The following is a 23,995-nucleotide window of genomic DNA, read 5'->3' as shown; positions in this document are numbered from 1 at the left end:
TATGGTCACCATCCACCACGGTAAAAGCTCACCACGACCGGGCCATCCTTAAGCATCAGCCGCAGATTTCGATCTTTGCCAAGATGATTGGGAAGCGTGAAATCCGGGGCCTGCTCTCCGTCCTGTACGGCTCGCCCTTCAATCCCCGACGCTTTGAGCTTCTTTGTCTCGTCCACCATAAAGGCGAAAGTATCCTTTGGAATCCGCTCCATTGAGGCCTGCTGCTGGGCAACAAGCTGTTCCTGCAACTCACTCATGCGCAACTCTCCTATTTTTCGGGGTTTGCAGCAGTCCACGCCCGGTCCACGGCTTCCTGCGTATTGGCCTCTACGTCCCGCTGAATCAGCCGGGCAAGCTGATCTTCATTTTGCCGATACGTGGACACATAGTCATCGTTCTGTTCACGATGCACGCGATACAGTTCCGCAAGACTCTTTTCATCATGCTTCCGAAACAGCCGCATGCGCTTAAATGCCTCAAAGGGATGTACTCCGAGCAGGGTCATTGCATCCTGCCCCAGTCGCAACGCGGAGCCAAATGTCTCGCGACGAATGGCATCCACACCCAAATCCATAAACTCGTACGCGGCTTTCCGGTCTTTGGCATTCACGGCAATCCTGAGATGCGGGTAGTGCTTCTTTACCAGCTTGACGAGTTCCAGAGACTTTTCATGCTCATCCAAAGCAATGACGATAAGCTTTGCCTGTGCCGCACCTGCCGACTCCAAAAGATCAAGCCGGGTCGCATCACCATAATACACCCGAAAACCAAATTTGCGGAGCACATCAACGTTTGTCTCGTCGTGGTCCAAAATCGTTGGAGTTATGCCCGAAGAAATGAGAAGCCGTCCGAGTTCGGTCCCCATACGGCCAAAACCAACAAGCAAAATCGCATTGTCATGCTCGTCAATCTCATCCGCCTCCCGCTCCTGCCCCGGATTCTCAAGACGAGGGGCAATCACTTTGTCGTAGAGAATAAACAAAAATGGCGCTGTGAACATGGAAAGCGCCACCACAGAGACAAGAAGCGACGTCATTTCGGGCGGGAGAACACCATGTGTTTTGGCAAACTGAAAGAGCACAAAGGCAAACTCTCCCCCCTGTGCGAGAGCAATTCCAAAAAGCCAAAACTCACTACGTGGCATTCTGAAAATCAACGCGACACACGCAAGAGCGATAAACTTCAGGACTATAAGCGCGAGTACCATTGAACCAATAAGAGCCGCATTCTCCGCAAGGAGCGTAAAGTTGAGACTCGCACCAATGGAGATAAAAAAGATGCCAAGCAGAAGCCCTTTGAATGGCTCAATGTCGCTTTCCAGCTCATGACGGTATTCACTGTCCGCGAGAACAACGCCCGCCAAAAATGTTCCAAGGGCTGGAGACAGGCCGACCAGCGTCATCAGCAGGGAAATACCAATGACAAGGGCAAGGGCCGCAGCGACGAACACCTCTCTGACACGAGTTGCTGCAATGGCCCGAAAGACTGGACGGCTAGCATATTTACCAAGGGCCACAACACAAACAATCGCCCCAAGCACTGCCAAAAACCGTAAAAAAGTAGGGAGCTGCGTGATGTCAAACAGTATGGCGCTGTGTCCCCCATCGGGTCCATGACCAGCCGAGAGCGTCGCCAAAAGCGGAAGGATGGCGAGCATGGGAATAACTGCCAGATCCTGAAAAAGGAGCACTGAAAATGAGGCGCGCCCCGGCGAGGTGGTCATAAGCCCCTTCTCTCGCAGGGTCTGGAGAGCAATCGCTGTAGAAGACAGCGCCATAATCATTCCCACGGCAATGGCCTGCTTGAGTGGCACAAGAAGAAGCATCGCCCCACCGACGAAAAGCGCTGTCACCAAAACCTGCGAGCCGCCCATACCAACAATGGGCGTGCGCATCTGCCAAAGCATGGAGGGTTGCAGCTCAAGGCCCACCAAAAAGAGCATGAGCACAACGCCAAATTCCGTAAAGTGCATCACGCTCTCAATGTCGCTAATCAGGGAAAAACCAAAAGGCCCAATGGCAATACCAGCAAGCAGGTAGCCCAGCACAGAGCCAAGCCTGAATTTTTTGGCAAGAGGAACGGCAATGACTGCAGCCACCAGAAAAACAAGAAATTGCAGAAGGAATCTCTCCATAGCCCTACCCCTCTATGATGGCGTCAAGATTCACATTCATGTGCTCAAGCCCCTTGGCGGCCTCAACGTCAAAATGCCCATCACGCAGGGCAAGCAAAACCCGCCGGTAGTTTTCGGCGTGGTGCACAACCTCATCAGGGGGCAAGCCCCGGTGCACGCCAAAAACAGCAAAAGGCGGAAGCCACTCCATGCCGCAGAGATTTGCGGTGGACCGCAGTGGTGACGTCAGCTCTCCAACAGGGAAAAGGTTATAGCCACCAGTCTGATAGGTTTCTTCACCACCTCCAGCAGTCAGCACCTGAAAAAAAATCTTGCCGTGCAGCGCCTTGCCTGTACTTCCGTACGCCCAGCCATGTTCCAAAACGATGTCCTGCCACTCCTTGAGGAGCGCGGGCGTTGAGTACCAGTAAAAAGGATGCTGCATGACAATGATGTCATGTGCCTCACACAGCGCCTGCTCAGCTTCCACATCAATCAAATATTCAGGATACGCCGCATAAAGGTCATGAACAGTCACCTGCTCCATGCCTTCAATGGCCAGCCGAAGTGCCTTGTTGATTTTTGACTTTTTGAGTGCGGGATGGGCAAAGAGTACCAAGATTCTCTTCATGAATCCTCCTCGGCCTGACTCAGACCGCTCCTACGTAAGAGCAAAGTATATCATTTCCCAAAAAGCCGCTTCAAATCATTTTTCTTCCCCGGCACAAAAGCTTTTTCTCCACTTTTTATTGCATTTGAAAACAGTGCGTTAGGAGACACTGATTAACAAATTAAAAATCATAGCGCAGGAGTCCGGATTCTCATCCGTCCCTTTTTGTGCATGCAGCGTTTTGTCATTCCGCGGACAAAGAAGGATTTCTGCAACCAAGTAAAACATGCTATTATTCAGCAAAATTTGTCTATCACAAGGCATTCTGCTGTAACGACAGGGGCATCCAATGCGAACAAGAGTCCAGTATCTTTTCCTTTTTTCGTTTGGCGTTATTTTTCTTTTCGCTACGCAAGCTTTTTGCGCACCACTGCACGAAAAAACACCTCCAGAGCTTGCAGATCTGATGCAGTATCTCAAGACCGCAGAAGAACAAAACAACTCACTCCGTTCCGCGCAGCACGCATGGCAGGCGGAAGTCAAAAAGGCGCTGGGAGAGGACACCCTTCCAGACCCTCGCCTGAATTTTGGATATTACACCACCCCGCTGGAAACCCGTGGTGGTCCAGCGCGCTATAAATATGGTCTGTCTCAGAGCTTCCCGTTCTTTGGAAAGCTGAGTCTCAAAAAACAAATTGCCATGCGAGAAGCTGACGGCTTCAAGGCCAAGCTCGACGCAGTGCGGCTCCAGCTTTTTTATGACATCAAGACCACCTACTTTGAATATGCTTACCTGGCCAAAGCTATCAGCATTACCAAAGAAAACATGGAGCTTTTGAGTTACCTCGAAAAGGTTGCGACCACGACCTACTCCACCGGGGCAACGAGTCAGGCCAACATCATCAAGCCTCAGCTGGAGCTGGGAAAGCTTGAAGACCGCCTTGCGTCCCTCAGGGAACAGCAGCGGCCTCTCGTGGAAAAGCTCAATGCGCTCCTGAATCAGGAGCCAGATACTCCCATTCCCTTTCCCAAAGAAATCCCTGTCATAGGTCTCAAGACAGAAAATGCGACACTCATTGAGAACATGCGGGATTCAAATCCCAATCTCCAGTACTGGGGCACAGTGCTGAACAAGCAAAATTCAGGACTCAAGCTCGCAGAAAAAAGCTATTTCCCAGACTTCACGTTTGGCGTTGAAGCCATTGAAGTGGATGACGCCAGAAATGACGGTGTAACGGGTGACGGAGAAAACCCCGTCATGGTGAGTATGTCACTTAATATTCCGCTTTGGCAGGATGCGCGAGATGCAGCAGTCGCCTCCTCACAGGAAAAAATCCGAAGCACACGCCAAAAGCAGCTGGGGCTTGAGCGTCTGCTTCGCTCCGAGCTTGAGCTGACGCTCTACCAGTACCGGGACGCAGAGCGAAAAGTCAGCCTGTACCGTGATTCTCTCATCCCCAAGGCCGAGCAGAATTTTAGCGTCAACATGGAGGCGTTTATCAACGGTTCTGGAAGCTCGCTTGACCTCATAGACTCCGAGCGAACCCTGCTGGAAATGCAGCTTGCCTACTATCGGTCTTTGGCAAATCAGGCCCAGCGCTTTGCAAAACTGGAAGTTCTGGTCGGGCACGAGCTGACAGGAAGTTACTCCAGATCATCTCTCAAACAGCCACAGGCTCACAACGAGTAAGACAATGAAAAAACGTCCACATCTTTACGGGATTCTTGGAATATCAGCGGTGGTTCTTCTCGCTTTTGCCGCTGGCTATATGCTCAAAGATGGGCCAGCAGACACCGAACCACAGCAAGTCACCAAAAAACAGCTGGATGAGCACAAGGAACACGGGCTGGAAGCCAGCACAACAGAAGACGGCGAGATTGTCTGGACCTGTTCCATGCACCCCCAGATTCAGATGAAAGAACCGGGAAAGTGCCCAATCTGCTTTATGGATTTGATTCCGCTCAAGAAAAAAGGAAACGAAGGCCGAACGAGCCTGCGGCAGATCAAGCTTTCGCCAGAAGCCGTGAATCTTGCTGAAATTTCCATTGCCAAAGTGCAGCGTCTGGACCTCTCTGCCCAGCCCAACATGGTCGGCAAAATCGAATATGACGAGACCCGGGTCAAAGCCATTACGGCGTGGGCTGGTGGTCGTGTCGAACGCCTGTTTGTGGACTACACAGGTGACACGGTCAAAAAGGGCCAGCCAATGGTGCAGCTTTTTAGTCCTGAACTCATGACCGCACAAGCCGAGCTTATTCAGGCAATCAAGGCACAGCGCACCCTGCGGAACAGTTCGCTGGACCTCATTCGCAAGAGTGCCGACCGCACTGTTGAGGCGTCCCGCGAAAAGCTCCGCCTCCTTGGGCTGGGGCGCGCCCAGATTGCCGCCATCGAACGAAAGGCAAAGCCTCAGGAGCGTATCACCATTGTTGCGCCACAAAGCGGCGTAGTCATTAAAAAGAATGTCAATGCCGGGCAGTACGTCAAAACCGGCATGGACATGTACACAATAGCCGACCTCCGCCGCCTCTGGGTTTTTCTTGAAGCCTATGAAACAGACCTCCAGTTCATCAAAAAAGGCCAGCGCCTGTCTTTCCAGACCGACGCCTTTCCGGGGCAGGTCTATTCCGGAAAAGTCGTCTTTATCGATCCACTGGTGAACGAAAAAACCAGAACCATCAAAGTCCGGCTCGAAGTTGACAATGCCGACCTGAGCCTGAAACCGGGGATGCTTGTTCGAGCCACCGCAGGCAAGACAGCACAAAAAAGCACCGTCTCTGCCGATGCCCCTCTGGTCATCCCTGCTTCTGCCCCGCTCATTACAGGAAAACGCGCGGTGGTATACGTTGCAGACCCCAAAAACAGAGGAAGCTACACCGGACGCGAAATCGTCCTTGGAGCACGCTCTGGCTCATATTATGTCGTGAAAAATGGTCTGAAAGAAGGGGAATTTGTTGTCACCAAGGGCAACTTCAAAATCGACAGCGCGATTCAGATTATCGCCCGCCCAAGCATGATGACAGGCGAAAGCCCCCAGCTGTCTGCTGGCAAGGATGAGCTTCCGCCACTCTTCCGCTCTCAGCTTGCCCTGCTTGATGGTGCCTTTGAGCGCCTCTCACAGGCTGTCAAAAGCAAAGACCTCTCCAAAACACATCTGGCATTTGCCAGCTTCCACAAAGCCCTTCGCCTCGTGGATGCAAGCGGACTGAAAAAAGACAGCAAGCTCGTCTGGGACGAATACTTCATGCTGCTGGCAAATGACGCCATGATCGGCGCAGAAGTGCCAACAGTAGAGCGGCTGGACGAGCTTTTTACAGAAATGACTGCCCACTACACCCGCCTGCGAAACGAGTTCAAACAGGTCGAAAAATCCGCGACCATGCAGGTTCCAGAGCAATTCAGAAAGCAGCTCACCGTGCTGTATGGTAAATATGAAGCCTTTGCGACGGCCCTTGCACAGGATGATACCGACGCCGCAAAAAAAGCTTCATCACAGCTCCACGTCCTCCTGACCAGCATTGATGCCGCCTCGCTCAGCCCGGCCGCGCGTCAGGTCTGGGCAGCCTCCGCAGCAAATATGCAAAAGGGACTGGAACTTATGAACTCTGGCGGACTTGTGGCCTTCCGCGCAGGTCTTGAGCCTCTCTCCGCAGGGCTTGCCGCTGCAATCCATAGCTTTGGCGCCGATTTTGACGCTCCCGTCTACGAAGTCTTCTGCCCAATGGCCTTTGACTTCAAAGGAGCCATTTGGCTTCAGAAGAGTACTGAAATTCACAACCCATACTTTGGACAGGCGATGCAGACCTGCGGCGAAGTCCAAAAGCAGCTTCACTAGGACGGGCACACCATGCACAAAGAAAAAAAAGAACAGCTCGAAGCCCGCAGCCTGACTGACAAAATCATTCGTTTTTGTCTGGAACAGAAGCTGGTTGTCTTCATTATCGTCGTCATGACGCTGGTCTGGGGGCTTTCGGTCGCCCCCTTTGACTGGAACCTGTCTGGACTCCCCAGAAACCCCGTACCAGTAGACGCCATTCCTGACATTGGCGAAAACCAGCAGATTGTCTTTACCAAATGGGAAGGCCGTTCCCCGCAGGACATGGAAGATCAGGTCACCTATCCGCTCACGGTTTCCCTGCTTGGCATCCCCAGCGTCAAAACGGTCCGCAGCTTTTCCATGTTCGGATTTTCGACCATTTACGTCATCTTCAAGGAAGACGTTGAATTCTACTGGTCCCGCTCCCGACTCTTGGAAAAACTCAACAGCCTGCCCCCTGACACGCTCCCTCAGGGCGTTCAGCCAACACTAGGACCAGATGCAACAAGTTTGGGACAGGTCTTCTGGTATACACTGGAAGGGCGGGACAAAGACGGCAAGCCCACAGGCGGCTGGGATCTTGATGAACTGCGAAGCATTCAGGACTGGTACGTCCGCTACGCCCTGCTTTCTGCCGAAGGCGTCAGCGAAACAGCCTCTGCCGGTGGCTTTGTCAAAGAATACCAGATCGATGTCGATCCCAATGCCCTGCGCACTACCGGCATCAGCCTGCAAGACGTCTTTTCTGCCGTCAAAGCCTCAAACCTTGATGTTGGCGCCCGAACCATTGAAATCAACAGCGTTGAGTACCTTATTCGTGGCATCGGCTTCATCAAAAGTCTTGAGGACATCGAAAAATCCGTCATCAAAGTTTCCAACAACGTTCCAATCCGCATTCAGGACGTGGCCAAAGTTACCCTTGGTCCCGCACTCCGGCGTGGAGTTCTGGACAAAGGTGGAGCAGAAGCCGTGGGCGGTGTCGTTGTTGCGCGCTATGGAGAAAACCCGCTTCAGGTCATTAAGAACGTCAAAGCCAAAATTCAGGACATCTCGGCCGGACTGCCAGAAAAAGTTCTGCCAGATGGGCGGGTAAGCAAAGTCACCATTGTCCCGTTCTATGACCGCTCCGGCCTTATCAAGGAAACACTGGGGACGCTGGACACCGCTCTCACAGAAGAAATTCTTATCACCATCATCGTCGTCCTCATCTCCGTGATGCACCTGCGAAGTTCACTGCTCATCTCCTCGCTTTTGCCTCTCGCAGTGCTCATGTGCTTCATTGCCATGAAAAACTTCGGTGTCGACGCCAACATTGTTGCCCTTTCCGGCATCGCCATTGCCATTGGTACGATGGTCGATATGGGCATCATTATCTGCGAAAACGTCCTCAAAAAGCTTGAGAACGCGCCACCGGGACACAGTAGCCTCCGGCTTATTTATGAAGGGGCATCAGAAGTCGGCAGCGCCATCATGACGGCAGTAGCAACGACAATTGTCAGCTTTCTCCCGGTCTTTGTCATGGAAGGTCCCGAAGGCAAGCTTTTTAAGCCACTCGCCTTCACCAAAACCTTTGCCTTGATTTCATCCATCATTGTGGCTCTGACGGTGCTTCCTGCCCTTGCGCATCTTTTGCTTGGACAACGGAAAAAGTTCGCACAGCGGAGTAGCCTTACGCTCTGGACAGTTTCCCTTCTGATGGTCCTTGGCGGAATTCTCTGCTCAATCTTTGTTGTGTGGTGGCTGGGCTTCTTCCTGATTATTCCGGCTCTGCACAAGCTGTTTGGTTCGCACTTGCGTCCACGCTGGAACCGGATACTGGAAAAACTAGAAAACAGTGCAGTTATCCTGCTTATCACCATATTGCTGTCCAATCACTGGCTCCCGCTTGGACCAGAAAAAGGCTCCCTGCTTAACGTCCTCTTTGTAGGCTGCCTTATCGGTGGACTCATGCTGGCATTCAGCCTGTTCCAGCGCGCTTACCCTCGCCTCCTGCGCCATGCGCTGGACCACAAGATGCTTTTCCTGAGCCTGCCAATGCTCCTCATTCTGCTTGGGGCCATGTCATGGATTGGAGTTCCAAGGCTCACAGGATGGGCACCAGCCTTTGTGCGCTCCTCAGCACCCATTTCCGCTCTGGCTCATGCCTTCCCCGGTCTTGGCAAAGAATTCATGCCGCCTCTGGATGAAGGCTCGTTCCTGTACATGCCAACAACCATGCCCCACGCCTCCATTGGCGAGGTACAGGATGTGCTCAAAAAACAAGACATGGCTATCGTCTCCATCCCGGAAGTCGATTCTGCGGTTGGCAAGCTTGGCCGGGCTGATACGTCACTCGACCCTGCCCCCGTGTCGATGATTGAAACCATCATCAACTACAAAACCGAATACCTTACCGACGATCAGGGGCAGCGGCTTCGCTTCCGTTTTGATTCTGACCAAAAGGACTACTTTCGGGACATCCACGGAAACCCGCTCCCAGCACAGGACGGCCTGAGCTACATTGTTCGCGGCTACTTCCCACGAGACAAAAAAGGAGAGCTTATTCCCGATCCTGACGGAAAGCCTTTCCGACTCTGGCGCCCGGCTCTGGACCCAACCCTGAACCCTGGACGCCCGGCATGGAACGGTATCCAAACTCCTGATGACATTTGGAAAGAAATCGCCACCGTTGCTGAAATTCCGGGAACGACCTCGGCTCCCAAGCTCCAGCCCATTGCCGCACGCATTGTCATGCTTCAGTCTGGAATGCGGGCACCAATGGGGATCAAAATAAAAGGTCCCTCCCTGCAGTCCATTGAAGACTTTGGCCTCCAGCTTGAGGCGCTGCTTAAAGACGTTCCTAGCATCGAACCTGCGGCAGTTATCGCAGACCGCATCGTGGGCAAGCCTTACCTTGAGATTGAAATCAACCGTGACGCCATCTCTCGCTATGGAATCCGACTCAGTAGCGTGCAAAACGTCATTGAAGTTGCCATTGGCGGCAAACCTCTCAGCCGAAGTGTAGAAGGCCGTGAGCGCTATCCTATTCGGGTCCGCTACATGCGTGAACTCCGTGACAGCATAGAAAGCATTGGGGACGTCCTTGTCGCCGCTCCCGGCGGCGAGCAGATTCCTTTGCGCCAGCTTGCAGAACTTCGCTACGTCCGCGGCCCTCAGGTCATCAAAAGTGAAGATACCTTCCTGCTTGGCTATGTGCTGTTCGACAAAAAACCCGGCTTCGCCGAGGTCGATGTTGTCAACACCGCCCAAAGCTATATCCAGAATCGCATCGCCGAGGGGAAATTAAAAATCCCGGCAGGTGTTTCCTATGAATTTGCAGGAAACTACAAAAATCAGATTCGGGCACAAAAAAAGCTGGCAGTCATCCTGCCTATCGCCCTGCTCGTCATTGTTCTCATCCTCTACCTGCAATTCTCTTCGCTCACGACCACACTCATGGTATTCTCTGGTATTCTTGTGGCGTGGTCTGGCGGTTTTCTCATGATCTGGCTCTACGGACAGGACTGGTTCCTGAACTTCTCTCTGTTCGGGAGCAACATGCGGGAACTCTTTCAGGTTCATCCCATTAACCTTAGTGTTGCGATCTGGGTTGGCTTCCTCGCACTCTTTGGCATTGCCTCTGACGATGGCGTCATCATGGCAACATATCTGAACGAAAGCTGGGAGCACCAAAAAACGGATTCCATCCCGGCAATTCGCGACGCAGTTGTCTCGGGCGCACGCCGACGCATTCGCCCTGCGCTCATGACCTCGGCCACAACAATTCTGGCACTGATTCCAGTCCTGACCTCCACAGGCCGTGGAGCAGACATCATGGTGCCAATGGCTATTCCCTCATTTGGCGGTATGACGGTCGCCCTCTTGACCGTCTTTGTTGTCCCTGTGCTCTACTCCTCTGTTGAGGAGCGCAGGCTCAAAAAATACCTCTCTTCGGTCCAGCCCCCAAAGCAGGACCAGGAGCACACAAAAACGACAGAAAAGGAGTCTTCATGAAAAAATTACTCATCATAAGCCTTACCCTCGCAGTTATGATGCTGGGCGCAGGAGCGGCCCTCGCAGGATCTCACGGCAACCACGGTGAACACTCAGGACACGGTACACATATGGATTCAGGACATGGCAAACACATGGACTCAGGCCATGGGACACATATGGACCACGGTGCAAATCATGGAGCAATGTCCCACCATGATGGCATGATGGGCATGGAAAAGAGTCTGGATATGATGGGCGGGCAAATGCAGAAAATGGAAGCAGATTTTGCGAACCGCAACGCCTACATGAAAGACTTCAACACACACATGATGGAAATGCACCACAGCATGGAAGCCGTTCGCAGCAAGGCAAAAGCCGAAAATGACGGAACAACACTCGCAATCATGGTTGATATGGATAATGGCATGAAAAAGACCATGAAAGGCATGGGGCAAATGAAAGCGAATAGCGAAGAAGGCTTTTTAGAAATGAAGCGCGGGGTGCAAGATATGTACATGGCGCTGGATATGATGAAAAAAGCCGGGAAATAACCCCTCACAACAGCGTAGAAAAACAGAGGAGAGGTTTCGGCCTCTCCTTCTTTATTTTTCAATATCAGATATTTTTATTGGATGAGTAAAAAAAGACCATGCATTCCAGTAGTGTAACTCCCAGACGGCGGGACTCATTGCATACATAGAGGCTATTTCCCGGCATTTTTGAACCACAGCACTGTACTCGGAGCGTGATGTACTTTTTGTCCATTTATACTCAGAACCAAGAGCATGAGCGATCACGTTGTCTATTGGGGCATGCGGGGGTTCTTCTATTTCTCCAACCACCCACAGAAGCTTTAGCGAAAGGTTCACAAATTTCTGTGCAGAACCAAACCGAAGGGTTCCATCCGCCAAAACAGCACGGTGTGATTTTTCAATAGTTCGCTGAAAGGCACAAAGCGTCTCTATATGTTCCTCTTCCTGAACTCCACCCCTCGCGTATTTTTCCTTTAGTTCAGACACAAAATCTCTCGCAGTTTGCCAGAGCATTTCCCGATCGCGTTGTTCTGACGGGCAATAAAAACGAGCACGCTGAACAGTAGCGCACCGAGCGTCACGCACTACTTGCTTCAAAGAGAGAAAAGGACCTTCCCCTTCGAGAAAATACGCCTTTGCTTTTTCCACATCTTTCAAAAAGAACTGCACGCATTCCTCCCTTATACTTTTTTTCTGCAAACAGTACGTCCTCAAGGCCCTCAGCACAAACAAAAAAGGCATCCCAAAGGATGCCTCATCTCACGGTAGTCTTCTCTTCTCAGCACTAGAGCACAGCATACTCAAGCAAGCGCTCCCAGTCCGTCACCAGCACGGTTTTCTTCGTGCATTTGGAAATGACGCCCTCTTCTTTCAGCTGTTTGAGGACCTTGCTGATGCTCACCCGGTGCACCCCAAGCACGCAGCCAAGCTCTTCCTGCGACAGTCCACATTCAACAAGCACCTCTCCACTCGCCTGGGTTGGCCCTTCATTTTTAGCGTTTGCCTGGAGCAAAAACTTACACACCTGCTGCTTTAGATCGGCAATACTCAAGGTATAAATCTGATTGCACAAGGTTCTCACCTTGAGCGCTAGTGTCTTCAGCAAATCCTGCCAGACTTCGGGATAATTCTGGGCAATTTCTCCGTACACGCTATGGCGGGGAAAGGCATACACAACAGATTTCTCTACAGCAGTACTCAGTGAATCCGCCGGCTTCCCATCAAAAAAAGGCGTTTCGCCAAAGATTGTTCCCGGCTGCACGTACCAGATCACTTTTTCCACGCCGTCCGGAGACACAAACGAAAGGCGAATCTCCCCCTCCGCTAAATAATAGAGGTGATCGACCACCCCGCCACAATGAATGATAATCTCATTCTTTTCATACGTGCGAACCGCTCCTAGATGGAGCACCTGTTTCCAGCTTTCGCAGTTCCGCGAGATCCACAGGAACTCTCGCTGGTTTGCCATAGAAGTCATAACGCGCCTTGTTGGACTTCGGGGGAGACAGCCAGCCCCTCAAAAAAAAGCACTGGCTTAAACACATCACTGTGTGCAGCAGGAATGCTCTCCCACATTCCACTACCCACTAAATACAAAAGTGCGCCGCCTCCACTTTTTATGGAGACAACGCACTGTGATATGTCTAAGCAATGAATTTTAGCAAGCAGTAACCGCAGCTACAAAGAATCGTACAGCAACTCACAAGCCTTTTTCCCATCACTTTTTCTTGCTTTAGAAGACCTTCACCAGCTTGAATTCCATTCTCCAGTCTTCGGTCAAAGTCTGCTTCTGGGATTCGCGGTATGCAGCACCAAGCAGAGCACCACCAAAAGTCATGCCGTACTCTTTGAACTTCAGGTTGAATTTCGGGCCAACGTACAGAGTCTTGATGTCGTTGTTCAAGCCTTTGCCTTCGCGGCGGTTTTCCTGCAGCCACTCATAGTTGGCCTCAACACCAAGGTCGAGCAGGCTATTCACTGCGTATGCGTAGTGAGCATTGGCACGGAAACGGTCGCCCTTACGGGTGTCGTGTGCGCCCTCGGTATACACCAGGTAGTTCACATCACCATCAATACGGTGAGAACCAAACATGTATGTTGCGCCAAGGCCAGCCATGCCGCCCCATGCGCCACTACCGATTTTTCCCTCGCCAACTTCACCAGTCGGAGTGTTCACACCCAAATCCCATGCAAGGCTCACAGGTGCACCCTTCTTTTGAGCCATGAACTGGTGACGAAGCACGATCATGGTATCACCAATGCCGCCGATATAATTATCACACTCACCATCAAGGCGTGCTTCTGTCGAGGCAAACGGAGTTGCAGTTCGTACGTCCCAGCCCGGTGCGATACCATAGCGGAACTTTGTCACCATTGTGTGAGACACGGCCTCGCGGTCTGCACCATCACAGGCAACAGAATAGTGGTACCAATTATCTTTCTCTGCGTAGCGGTAGTTCAATACGCCAATAAACTTGCCCGTCGGGACGCTCATGCCACCAGGTCCGCCATTAACCGTTACAGCGCCAACAGGACGCGGGCTTGCGGCACCCTCCTCCGCAGCACAAAAATTCGGGGTCTGGAACAGCAGGCACATCGCCAGTGCAATGCCAAATGCAAAACGAAACTTCATAGCTCTTTCCTTTATGAAAAACTCCATCGTGATCCCTTCATCAGATTTCTGCGAAGCCTAATGAGGTCCCTCTACTCATCGCTTCACGGGATTCGGCACGTGCTAGCCCCAAGCCGCCTTCCTTGTGAAGCGATGCACAATGTAGTGGAAAGCAAACAAAAAAAACTGTTGCATTTGTTACACAACTTGAAAAAAGTCCCGCCAATACGCATTTTTGGCACAATCTCACTGCTCAAGAAGTCACCGGAGGGATGAGGTGGGGGAGGTATTACGAGACTCCGTCTCGTGCTCTACAAGGGGTGCGAGGGTGGGCGGGGACTCTGTCCCCGCACCTCTGCAAGGGGCGCTGCCCCTTGACCCCGCCCAAGGACGAGGCCCTTGGGAATCCCGCTATCGCTCAAAAAATACGGCTGAATGGGATGAAAGCTGTGCTTTCCTCTCCATCAGCCGTATTTTTTGAGCTAGAGGGCATTTCCCGATTGCGTGTTCTTCTGCCTTTTTCAGACCGCACTCATTCCTTTTGAACGCCGAAAGGCGTTCAAAAGGAATGGTGGCAACGCACGGGAAAGAGAAGGAAGCCGCTTTAGGCAGCCCCAACAAGTTTAAAAGCCGTGCAAGCGAAGCTTGAACGGCTTTTAAACTCGCTGAGGATACGTAAGGGAATCATTCCCTTACGCGGGGGTTTGGGGGCAGGCCCCCAATTCTCCCCCACCCTCCCATCCAGCACTACCGCGCTGGGGCAGGCCCTCAATTTTCCCCCATCCCACCATCCAACACTACCGCACTGAGGCAGGCCCCCAATCCAATTGGGCGCTTAATCATTAATTCAAAGGGATTTCTATCCTATTAAATCTATTCTTAAAGTGATCTTGTAGACAAAAGTGTATTCTCTTTTTATGGAATGAGTATTTCTATGTACGCTGTATTGAGTGGCGTACAAGAGAGGCACTAAAGGAGACGCCATGAAAGTTGGAGTTATACGCTGCCAGCAGACCGAGGACATGTGTCCTGCAACGATGGATTTCAAGGTAATTCGAGAGGGCAAGCTTGCTTTTGAAGAAATCGGGCCATCGGAGCTTGTTGGGATGGTGAGCTGTGGAGGCTGTCCGGGAAAGCGGGCAGTTTCGCGTGCGCAGCTTATGGTAGACCGCGGGGCGGAGGTCATTGCGCTTGCTTCATGCATTTCCAAAGGGAATCCAATTGGCATGCCCTGCCCACACTTTGCCGAGATCAAGGCAGCTGTTGCCAAAAAGCTTGGTGACAGCGTCATCCTCCTTGATTACACACATTAATCAATGATTCCGCTACATCCATAAGGCCAGCATGTGCTGGCCTTTCCTTTTTTTGCTCACATAGAGCATACCTAGCCTCTTCCTGAGGCGTTTTTCCCCCCTCCAGCTCTAGACCTTTTGTGAAAAAAAGTGTTTCAGTTTTTTGCACGCCCACCATGCGAAAAACCGCACGATTCTAGACGATTATACGATACGACAAATCCCCCTCCCTCTGCATAAGCGGCGACCACCCAAAAAAGATTGTGAAAAAGTTCCAAAGCCCCCAATTTGCTGTGAAAAAAAGTTCAATCAATTGAGTAACAAAATCTTACACGAATCGATTTAACGCCTGTAGCAAGCTGAAATCCTTAACTTTCACGTCAAAATTGTCGTCTAAGATGCCATTTGTGGCATGTTCTTTTTTTCTAATGAAAACAGCATGTTATACAAAAACTCAAAAAGGACACGACATTAGCGTCGCCTTTTCCGATTGAGAAAAAGTCCCCAAGCGATCTGCCCTTTCAAAATTTTCCTTTTTCTCAATAAATTTCAAATACTTATTCGTGTTGGTCCGGTTCTTGATGAATACGAGCCGTCCGCACGGAATTATCGAAAATCCTTTTGGGCAATAAAGCACAAACGCGAGATAGGCTGTCTCGCTTGGATATTCAAAGTTTTGTGAGGGCTTCCATAAGGCACCCCTTCGGGGGTTCAGGGATACTGGCTTCCCTGCTTTGGAACACAAACTAGGAGGTAATATGGCTGATACCCGGACACAAACTGGCAAAGCAGATTTACGACCCGATTTACGAATCCTCGTTCCTGCTTCTGTTGTTCTGCTCCTCATTATTGGAAGCTCTGTACTTTACCCTGAGGCAAGTCAGAGAATTTTAAGCTCCACATACGGTGCATTCGTTCGCGCCACAGGTTCGTACTACCAGTGGGCAACATTTGGCATGGTCTGCCTCTCCGCGTTTTTCGCAATGAGCAGATACGGTAACATCAAGTTTGGAGATCCTGACGAGAAACCTGAATTCAGCACCTACTCCTGGCTGGCCATGATGTTCTGTTCCGGTGTTGCCGGTGCCGTCATGTTCTGGTCAATCGTAGAACCGCTTTGGGATCTCATCTCCAGACCACAGTATGCAGGCGAACTGTCACGAGAAGCTTTTGAATGGTCTCTGTCATACGTCATGCTGCACTGGGGTCCCGTAACATGGCCATGGTACGTAATTGTAGCACTTCCAATTTGTTACCTTTTCCATAAGCAGAAAAAACCTGTCCTTCGTATCAGTTCTGCAGCTGAACCTTTTTTAGGTAAAAAACATGTCGAAGGCGGCGTTGGTCGATTCATCGAGGTTTTCTTTATCGTTGGCCTGATGTTTTCCAATGCAGCAGTTATGGGCGCCTCACTCCCAATTGTGAATCAAGCACTGGCTCACACGCTTGGCTTCGAGCCAACGTTTAAAATGCAGCTCGTCATTCTTGGGGTATCCGCCATCATCTTTACAACGTCTGTTTGTGCAGGTCTGAAGAAGGGTATCAAGATCCTTTCAGACGTCAATGTTCTCATTGCCATTGCTATGGTTCTGTTCACCTTCTGCGTTGGCCCCACAACTTTCATTGTGGACAACTTTACCAACGCCTTTGGCAAACTGAGTAACAACTTCATGCAGATGCTTTTCTGGACGGCACCATTTGAACCAAACTCCTTCCCCAAGGACTGGACAGTGTTCTTCTGCCTCTGGATGGCGTCCTACGGACCCTTCATGGGACTGTTTATCGCCAGAATTTCCAGAGGACGTACCGTTCGCGAAATCATCCTCATGGGCATCTTCGGCGGCATGGCTGGCTCCTACATGATTCACGGAGTCTTTGGCGGCTTTACCCTGTTCCAGCAGTGGACGGGTGCAGTTGACGCCATCAGCATCCTGAAGAGTTCCGGTGGTCCTGCGGCAATGGTCGCAATTCTGGACTCCCTGCCCGGCAGCACCGTTGTTTTGGTTGGTTACTGCATTTTCTCAACAATTTTTCTCGCGACCAGCGTGGACTCTTGTGCATACGTCATTTCCTGCTCCGCCACCACAAAACTGGTGCCAGGAAGCGAACCAACACGAGGACACCGCTTCTTCTGGGCAGCCATTCAGGCTGGTCTGGCTCTGGCGGCAATCTCCCTTGGAGGCCTCGGCCCGGTGCGCATATTTGCCAACTTTGCTGGCGCGTTAATGCTTATTCCGATTCTGTTTGTTGTCATTAGCTGGTTCAAGATGCTGAAGGACATCAATGTCCCGAAAACAGAGCCAGTGGAAAAAGTAGAAGAAACATCAAGTGAAAAACCAGCCTCTGTTCAGGCTGTGGCCGTAGAAATCCCCGTCACTGACTAGGTTTTCTCGCCAATCGCACCACGGTGCGAATTCTAGGAGGAAGAAATGGCTAAAGTAGCTAAAAAAGCAGCTCTTCTGGGTTTTGACTGCATGATCCCCAAACGCCTTGAGGCTCTCATTGCAGAAGGCGCTCTTCCGAACTTCGAGAAGTTCATCAACGAAGGAAGTTACATGACCGAGGGCTTCAACATGCCCACCGTAACGCCTCCGTCCTGGGCCACCATCTGCACAGGCGCTTTCCCGCGCACTCACGGTGTTGAAGACTACTACTATTACGTTGAGGGCCGCAGCCTTGAGCACCACAAGACCGTTCAGGCTTTTGGTTCCGAACCGCTGACCGCAGAGACCATCTGGGATCGCTGGGACCGCGCAGGCAAGAAGTGCATCGTTGTCAACTACCCCATGTCCTGGCCTTCTCACATGAAGAACGGCGTCATGGTTCAGGGTCAGGGCCTTTCTCCCGCAGAAAGCCGCTGGAACGAAGAAGGCAACGGCCACAAAGAATGGCTTGCTTCCGAAAGCGTCATTTCTTCCGACTTCTATCCGATGGGCGAGCAGGTTCGCTTTGACGATGCAAAGGGCTGGAAGAACCTTCCCGAAGACGCTGACGAGCCTCTGGCATTCGAAGTCAACATGCACTTCAAGGAATCCATGGATCCCCTCGAAGACCAGACCTGGTACGGCCTGACCTGGGAATCTGACGACGACGGCTACGACATGTTCGCCCTGTGCCCCGAAAAGGACCTTGAGAAGGCTTTCTTTGTCATCAAGGCTGGCGAATGGTCCGACGTTGCCAAGCACGAGTTTGTTGTGAAGTCCGACGGCCGCACTGAGCCTGGCACCTTCCGTGGCAAGCTCATGAAGCTCACCGACGACGCAGAAGATTTTACTCTGTACCTGTCCGGCATCTCTGGCCGCCACGGCTTCATCGCTCCTGCTGACGGCGTCAAGAACGTCGAATGGGACAAGCACCTCATCTGCAACGACATGGGTTACGTGGCATTTGTTCACGGCATCATCGACATGGACACCGTTGTTGAAGTTGCTCAGTTCCACTCCGAGTGGGTTACCGAGGTTGCTACCAAGGCTATCCAGACCAACCCTGACTTTGATCTCTTCTACCTCCACACTCACCTGATTGACTGGCTGTACCACGGCTGGCTGTCCGAGATGGAAAGCGAAGATCCGGCAATCCGCGAAAAGGCTCTTGGCATGGAACGCGCCATCTACCAGATCGAGGACCGTTTCCTCGGCAAGATGATGGAGCTGTTTGATGACAACGAAACCATCGTATCCTGTGTTTCTGACCACGGCGCAACCCGCCTCGGCCCGATCCTGAACACTGCTGACGCTCTGAAGGCAAAGGGTCTCACCCACTACGAGCCGAAAAAGAACGAGAACTACTGGGAGATCTACGAGGAATCCGAAGGCTTCAACTACGAGCTGGACGTGACCAAATCCAAGGCAGTTCCTCAGCGCTACATGTTTGTCTACGTCAACCTTGCTTCCAAGTACCCCGGCGGCATTGTTGCTGACGAAGATTACGAAAAAGTCCGCGATGAAATCATCGACGCACTCTACGACTACAAGCACCCCGAAACTGGCGAACGCCCGATTCTGCTTGCAGTCCGTAAGGAAGACGCAGCTGTCTTCGGAATGGGCGGTGCCCAGGCTGGCGACGTCGTCTACGCTCTGAAGCCCGAATACATGGCTGAGCACGGCTACGGCCTGCCCACCGGTTCCTGCGGCATCGGCGAGCTGAAGAACTGCATGTTCTTCCGCGGTCCCGGCGTCAAGGCTGGCTTCCGTTACGAGCGCCCGCGCTGGCTCGCGGACATCGTTCCTACTTTCTGCTACGCAACAGGCGGCCCTGTGCCGGCAGATACCGAGGGTGCTCCGATCTATCAGATCTTTGAGAACCCTGACCTGGTCGACTAGCGCTCGCGCTACGACCTGAACAGGCCCCAACCGTTGGCAGGGACACTCCCCTTGGTGTCCCTGCCAAGTCAGACACAGGCAAGGCTCTATCGCGAGGAGCACACTATTTGCCTGATATCCTGTTCAAAACCGGGGCGGACTCTCAATGAAAATCCGCGTGTAGAGACTTGGTTGTGGGTAATGAACTCTTTGGCAAAGAAAAATGCCTTTGAACAGCGGTCGCTGATTCAGAGGGAAACCTTAAGTCAAATGGATGCATTGCGATGCTGTTTTTTGTGAACAAGCCCGATGTAAAGATGCTCGATCGCGTCAATCTGGTCGGCGGCGAAGAAGACAAACTGCTGCTTTTGGCTGGAGACGCCGTGACGTTTGCCACGCCTTTTTTTGAGCAGCGGCTTGAAGATATGGATGTTGATGAAGTTTACGCCGCTAAGGACGCTGTTGAGTCCCGCAACCTGGAACTGAGCGACGCCTGCACGGTTGTTGATTACAACGAAATCGTCGACCTGCTGCTCGGCAGCGAAGACAAAGTCGTCTCGTTATAGGAGAGATAATCAATGGCTACACTGACAATGGTTCTGCTGTCTGGCGCCGCAGAAAACGAGGATTCGGTTTTTGCCACAAGCCTGGCAGAAGCCGCTCTGAACAAGGGTCACAAGGTACAGATGTACCTTTTTGGAAACGGGGTGAACCTCTCCAAGCAGGAAATCCCGATTGAAGGTGATGACCTGCACATTGCTCCGCGCCTTCTGGATCACATTGAGCCTACAAAAGTGTCTGCCCGCCTTGGCGAGCTGACAGAAAAAGGGGCTGACATTTCCACCTGTCACACCAACGAACACGCCCGCGGCATTGAGTCCCGTGGCTACGACGGTGAGATCAAGTGGGGTGATGTTGGCGGAACCTTTAGCAAGTACCTCATGACAACAGACGTACTTCTTACCGTAGGCCACTAGAAGGGAGACGAAACAATGATTGGATCTGCATGCTGGGTTGTTGCGAAACCCCTTGGAGTTGAAGCTTCCGCTCTTGGAATCCGAACTGCATGGGCAACCCATCAAAATGGTTTTGAAACCAAACTGCTGTTCACCGAAGAAGGCGTTTGGTGCCTCACTGGAAATCCCGGATATCACAGCTCCATGCTGAAAGATTTTCTGGATCAGGACGGCGAAGTGTTTTGTGACCGCAAGAGCCTTGAGCTGCGCGGCATAGACGAAGGCAAGCTGCTGGAAGGTGTCGAAATTGTCGACGCCGACGATGTGCAGGAAATGTGTGAAGACTGCGACACCGTGAGCTACTTCTAGCTCACCCTTGAGGAGAAAAAAATGGCTGTAAATGTAACCTACGACCGTGTTGATGGAAACACTGATCTCTTCAATCTTGGCGCACAGGCCCTCCCCGAAATCCGGGTGGACTACTCCGAACTGAGCGCTGAGGATCGTAATCAAGAGCACATGGGTGCCCGTCTGCTGTGTATGGCTGCTCTTGCCTGCTACACCAACACCTTTGCCAACAGCCTGACCCGCAAGGGCGCAGAGATCAAGTTCATGCGTGCCCATGCCACGACGTCCAAAGACAAGGACGAAGTCATGCGCACCAAGTACTGCACGCTGGACATCACTGTTGAAGTTGGCCTGGACGAACAGTTCCGCGACGCCTTTGAAGAAGTCAAAGACAACATGCTGAACGGCTCGCTTCTGACCTACTCTCTCGAAGAAGCTATGGACGTGGACTACACGATCACAATGGTTTCCGAATAAATTTTTCTCGTACTGCTGACATTCAAACATCCGCATTTACTGCGGTCATCATATTAAGGAGAACACAATGGCTGACAAAAAAGCAATCCTCGTTTCCGCTGCTACTGTTGATTTTGCTGCTGGCGATTCCCTCAAGAAATTCGCTAAGAAAGCCGCTTCCGTCAAAGACTTCACCTGCGGTGATGTGCTTGCTGAGGCAGCAAAAGTTTCCGGCGCTGTGAGTGCAGCTCCCGAAGCTCTGGCAAAGGCATTCGAAGACGACGCAGCATTTGCATACTGCTCCCTCGGCGACGACCAGGAAGCAGGCATGGCACAGGTGATTGAGGCTGCTGACCGCCGCACCCTGGTTGTTCTCGCTGCTGAAAATGGCCTGTACTTCTACGGCCTTGGTGTCAAAAAGAAGGGTGAAGTCGAGCGCTCTGCTGCTGCTCAGGACGTTATCCCCACTATCTGCTACGTTGCTGATCTCGAAATCCCCGCAGACGCTACCGGCGCTGTGATCTATCAGGCTCTGAAAGATCCGAACCTGAAGATGAGTGAAATCAACAAGCTGAAAGACGCCATCTCCCGCATGGAAGCAGCTCTTCAGCGCGACAATCGCGAGCCTTGGGACAAGCACGACTGCGCTTAGTCTTTCTAGGATATCTGCCGCACGGAAGTATGGGTCCTATTCTGTGCGGCATGCGTTAAGGTTTGCATGCCACGGGGCAACTGTCAGCACGTCTGCGGTTGCCCCGTTTTCCTTTTCCCTCTTCTTCCCCACGCCTACTCCTCTCTACATCATCAGACAACAGCAGCACGCCAAAAAGAGCACTCGTATATCACGTACTCAAATCATGCGGCAGAACTGTCGCAGTGGAATGCGACAGTTTTTCCATGCAGGACAAAAGTGTCGCACATGTATTTCACCGAATAGCAACGCTTTTGAAGAATATCTTCCTCTCTTTTCAGTAAAATACACAGCCTTTTTCCTCCTCAGATTTACCTTTCGCATCAGAAACGACAGAATTGTCGCAGCTCTAGAGTCTCCTCAAAGGGATGCGACAAACTTGTCGTACTCCAAAAAGCCTGTAAATACAGGGGATTTCTTGGATATTCAAAGCTTTCCTGCGACATTTTTGTCGCCGCCTCAAAGCTCCCTCTCAAGGAGGGACATAAAAACCACTGGAAAAGCCCGCTATTGCTCAATTTTCAAAGTTGGCACGACTGATGCTAGATATTCAGCAATACCAAAGAGGTATTACAGCTGCCCGCCTGTTTTGCAGAGATATATCTCGAGCACAGCAGGCCTGCCAAGGTTTGCCTTTGTCCATTACCTCCTAACCCTTCATTTGCAGGGTCGACGAGATCAGATGCATAGCCAGTGTCTTCTCTCCCGTTACTGCAAATGGAGTCTGGGCAAAGGAACGCCATCGGCTGCTTTGAAGCGGTACGGCGGAGAATGTACTAGCCATATATTTTCGCGGCCGAGTTGCTTCGGGTGTACACAGTTACGGAAGCTTTTGCTTGAACTCCATCCTTGGTGAAGCGCCCTGCCAGTATGCGCTTTAATGTCCAGGACGCGAAGGCTCCTGTAAGTGCCTCCCAAACTCCCTCCTCTTGGAACCGCCAAGAGGAGGGGGAGAGGCAGGAACACCCTTCCTTTCTCAAAGTGTCCAAACAGAACGGACCGCCTTGTACATCACATCTCGCAAGGCAGAGATATTTCCCCCTATAAGGAGTTTCCCATGCATAGCCTGAAGAGTCTTCGGACTCATGAACTTTTCGGGTATGTGCTCATCGCCCTTGCGGTCCTGAACTGGTCAGGCAATTTCGTCGCAGCACGGGCAATGGCTGACAGTTTCCCCCCAGCGACTTTCAATGTTCTTCGCTGGCTCATTGCGACGCTTGTTTTCCTTCCTTTTGGAATCCGGCCGCTTTGGCGTGAACGGCAGACCGTGCTTGCACACCTGCCGGGGCTGTGCCTCGTCGCGCTTTTTGGCATCTCCCTGTATGACCTGCTGAGCTTTGTTGCAGGCAGCACAACAGAGGCCCTCAACATGTCGCTGATTGCGACACTCTCCCCTGTCTTTACCTTTATTCTCGCATACTTTTTCCTTGGCGAAGACCTGCGCCTGCGGACTCTTCTCGGCATTCTGGTCAGCATGTTTGGCGTTGTTGTCCTCGTCACAGACGGTGACTTTGCCAAACTCGCCCAGCTCACCTTCACGACCGGCGATCTGCTTATGCTCGCCGTGGCAGGTATGTCCGCCTGCTATAATGTCTCCGTCAAAAAACTTGCTGGCAAACTCAGCCAGTCTGCCATGCTCATGTCCACTTTTATTCTTGGACTGCTCTTCCTGTGCCCGATGTGCTTCTGGGAACTGAATAACGGTGCTGTCCTGCCCGAAATGACCCAAACCGTCTGGGCTATCCTTCTGTACCTTGGCATCTTTGCATCCGTGCTCTGCTACCTGTTCTGGAACATGGCGGTAGAAATCATTGGCGCAGGAAAAACCACACTTTTCTATTACACAATTCCCTTCTGTAGCGGCATCCTTGCCTGGGTCTTCCTCGGTGAGACGGTCAGCACATGCCAGATTATTAGCGGCCTGCTCATCTTTAGCGGCATCATTATATGCCTGACTGTCGGAAGCTCTTCACGCTCCAGCAAGACACGAAAGACTCCTGCTGTGGCTAGAAAACTCCAGGGAGAATCCGCCTAGATATTGCTCTCGCTCTCAGCATTTACCTCGCGTAAACGGATGAATCAGCCCTCATCCGTATCCCCACAAAGCACGCTCCCACATCAGCCCGTGGAAGCGTGCTTTTCCTCGATCCCCCAAACATCTCATCCCACTCTTTACCAAAAGACCTCTCCCTTCCTAACCACAACTCTACGCCACGGACACATCCCCACTTGCAGGGTGCAGGGAGATGCAATCCCCTTGCCCACTGGAGGTCACTCTTCCTCTCAAAGGC

At 51.8% G+C, this 23,995-nt stretch carries 19 protein-coding genes; 13 read left to right on the top strand and 6 right to left on the bottom strand.

Features of this window, described 5'->3' with window-relative positions:
* Nucleotides 1-5: 5 nt before the first annotated feature.
* From B5D23_RS15125 to B5D23_RS04025, 3 genes are read right to left on the bottom strand one after another with little or no spacing between them, the layout of a single operon-like run.
* Nucleotides 6-257, bottom strand: a complete 252-nt coding sequence (locus tag B5D23_RS15125) for a thioredoxin domain-containing protein (protein WP_200803620.1) — start codon at nt 255-257, stop codon at nt 6-8.
* 11 nt (nt 258-268) lie between these two features.
* Entirely contained in the window at nt 269-2,134 is a 1,866-nt protein-coding gene (locus tag B5D23_RS04030; RefSeq protein WP_078684122.1) for a monovalent cation:proton antiporter-2 (CPA2) family protein, read from the bottom strand.
* A 4-nt stretch (nt 2,135-2,138) separates the two neighbouring features.
* The gene (locus tag B5D23_RS04025) at nt 2,139-2,744 is read right to left on the bottom strand and encodes an NAD(P)H-dependent oxidoreductase (RefSeq protein ID WP_078684121.1); all 606 of its coding nucleotides are present in this window, start codon (nt 2,742-2,744) and stop codon (nt 2,139-2,141) included.
* Between the two features lie 328 nt (nt 2,745-3,072).
* On the opposite strand from B5D23_RS04025, the gene B5D23_RS04020 reads away from it, so the two are divergent.
* From B5D23_RS04020 to B5D23_RS04005, 4 genes are read left to right on the top strand one after another with little or no spacing between them, the layout of a single operon-like run.
* On the top strand, nt 3,073-4,413 hold the full coding sequence (locus B5D23_RS04020; RefSeq protein WP_078684120.1) for a TolC family protein: 1,341 nt from the start codon (nt 3,073-3,075) through the stop codon (nt 4,411-4,413).
* 4 nt (nt 4,414-4,417) lie between these two features.
* A complete protein-coding gene (locus B5D23_RS04015; protein ID WP_078684119.1) occupies nt 4,418-6,559 on the top strand; it encodes an efflux RND transporter periplasmic adaptor subunit in 2,142 nt (713 codons plus the stop codon).
* Between the two features lie 12 nt (nt 6,560-6,571).
* Nucleotides 6,572-10,534, top strand: a complete 3,963-nt coding sequence (locus tag B5D23_RS04010) for an efflux RND transporter permease subunit (RefSeq protein ID WP_078684118.1) — start codon at nt 6,572-6,574, stop codon at nt 10,532-10,534.
* Nucleotides 10,531-11,067 carry a hypothetical protein gene (locus B5D23_RS04005; protein ID WP_078684117.1) on the top strand — a complete coding sequence of 179 codons (537 nt, stop codon included), beginning with the start codon at nt 10,531-10,533 and terminating at the stop codon, nt 11,065-11,067. Before B5D23_RS04010 ends, B5D23_RS04005 begins: the two co-directional genes overlap by 4 nt.
* Before the next feature lie 51 nt (nt 11,068-11,118).
* On the opposite strand, the gene B5D23_RS04000 is transcribed toward B5D23_RS04005, so the two are convergent.
* The 3 genes from B5D23_RS04000 to B5D23_RS03990 all read right to left on the bottom strand — a co-directional run bounded on the left by B5D23_RS04000 (nt 11,119) and on the right by B5D23_RS03990 (nt 13,681).
* A complete protein-coding gene (locus B5D23_RS04000; protein WP_078684116.1) occupies nt 11,119-11,718 on the bottom strand; it encodes a hypothetical protein in 600 nt (199 codons plus the stop codon).
* Nucleotides 11,719-11,833: 115 nt separating this feature from the next.
* Entirely contained in the window at nt 11,834-12,526 is a 693-nt protein-coding gene (locus B5D23_RS03995) for a Crp/Fnr family transcriptional regulator (protein ID WP_078684115.1), read from the bottom strand.
* Nucleotides 12,527-12,781: 255 nt separating this feature from the next.
* Nucleotides 12,782-13,681, bottom strand: coding sequence for a transporter family protein (locus B5D23_RS03990; RefSeq protein ID WP_159445896.1), 900 nt, complete (start codon nt 13,679-13,681; stop codon nt 12,782-12,784).
* 962 nt (nt 13,682-14,643) lie between these two features.
* Between B5D23_RS03990 and B5D23_RS03985 the strand changes: the two genes are divergently transcribed.
* The 9 genes from B5D23_RS03985 to B5D23_RS03945 all read left to right on the top strand — a co-directional run bounded on the left by B5D23_RS03985 (nt 14,644) and on the right by B5D23_RS03945 (nt 23,739).
* The gene (locus B5D23_RS03985; protein WP_078684113.1) at nt 14,644-14,973 is read left to right on the top strand and encodes a CGGC domain-containing protein; all 330 of its coding nucleotides are present in this window, start codon (nt 14,644-14,646) and stop codon (nt 14,971-14,973) included.
* 737 nt (nt 14,974-15,710) lie between these two features.
* Nucleotides 15,711-17,336, top strand: coding sequence for a BCCT family transporter (locus B5D23_RS03980; RefSeq protein ID WP_078684112.1), 1,626 nt, complete (start codon nt 15,711-15,713; stop codon nt 17,334-17,336).
* A gap of 45 nt (nt 17,337-17,381) precedes the next feature.
* Nucleotides 17,382-19,274 carry an alkaline phosphatase family protein gene (locus B5D23_RS03975; protein ID WP_078684111.1) on the top strand — a complete coding sequence of 631 codons (1,893 nt, stop codon included), beginning with the start codon at nt 17,382-17,384 and terminating at the stop codon, nt 19,272-19,274.
* Between the two features lie 263 nt (nt 19,275-19,537).
* The gene (locus tag B5D23_RS03970; RefSeq protein WP_078684110.1) at nt 19,538-19,819 is read left to right on the top strand and encodes a DsrH/TusB family sulfur metabolism protein; all 282 of its coding nucleotides are present in this window, start codon (nt 19,538-19,540) and stop codon (nt 19,817-19,819) included.
* A 12-nt stretch (nt 19,820-19,831) separates the two neighbouring features.
* Nucleotides 19,832-20,230 (top strand): DsrE family protein, encoded by a 399-nt coding sequence (locus B5D23_RS03965; protein ID WP_078684109.1) that lies wholly within the window; start codon nt 19,832-19,834, stop codon nt 20,228-20,230.
* Nucleotides 20,231-20,245: 15 nt separating this feature from the next.
* Complete coding sequence (locus B5D23_RS03960; protein ID WP_078684108.1) at nt 20,246-20,578, top strand: DsrE family protein; 333 nt, start codon at nt 20,246-20,248, stop codon at nt 20,576-20,578.
* Between the two features lie 21 nt (nt 20,579-20,599).
* The gene (locus tag B5D23_RS03955; RefSeq protein WP_078684107.1) at nt 20,600-21,034 is read left to right on the top strand and encodes an OsmC family protein; all 435 of its coding nucleotides are present in this window, start codon (nt 20,600-20,602) and stop codon (nt 21,032-21,034) included.
* A 67-nt stretch (nt 21,035-21,101) separates the two neighbouring features.
* Nucleotides 21,102-21,665, top strand: coding sequence for a hypothetical protein (locus tag B5D23_RS03950; protein WP_078684106.1), 564 nt, complete (start codon nt 21,102-21,104; stop codon nt 21,663-21,665).
* A gap of 1,096 nt (nt 21,666-22,761) precedes the next feature.
* On the top strand, nt 22,762-23,739 hold the full coding sequence (locus B5D23_RS03945) for a DMT family transporter (protein ID WP_078684105.1): 978 nt from the start codon (nt 22,762-22,764) through the stop codon (nt 23,737-23,739).
* Nucleotides 23,740-23,995: the final 256 nt, after the last annotated feature.

This window comes from Desulfobaculum bizertense DSM 18034, assembly GCF_900167065.1.
Classification (GTDB): Bacteria; Desulfobacterota; Desulfovibrionia; order Desulfovibrionales; family Desulfovibrionaceae; genus Desulfobaculum; species Desulfobaculum bizertense.
This window is presented reverse-complemented; position numbering and strand designations above follow the sequence as displayed.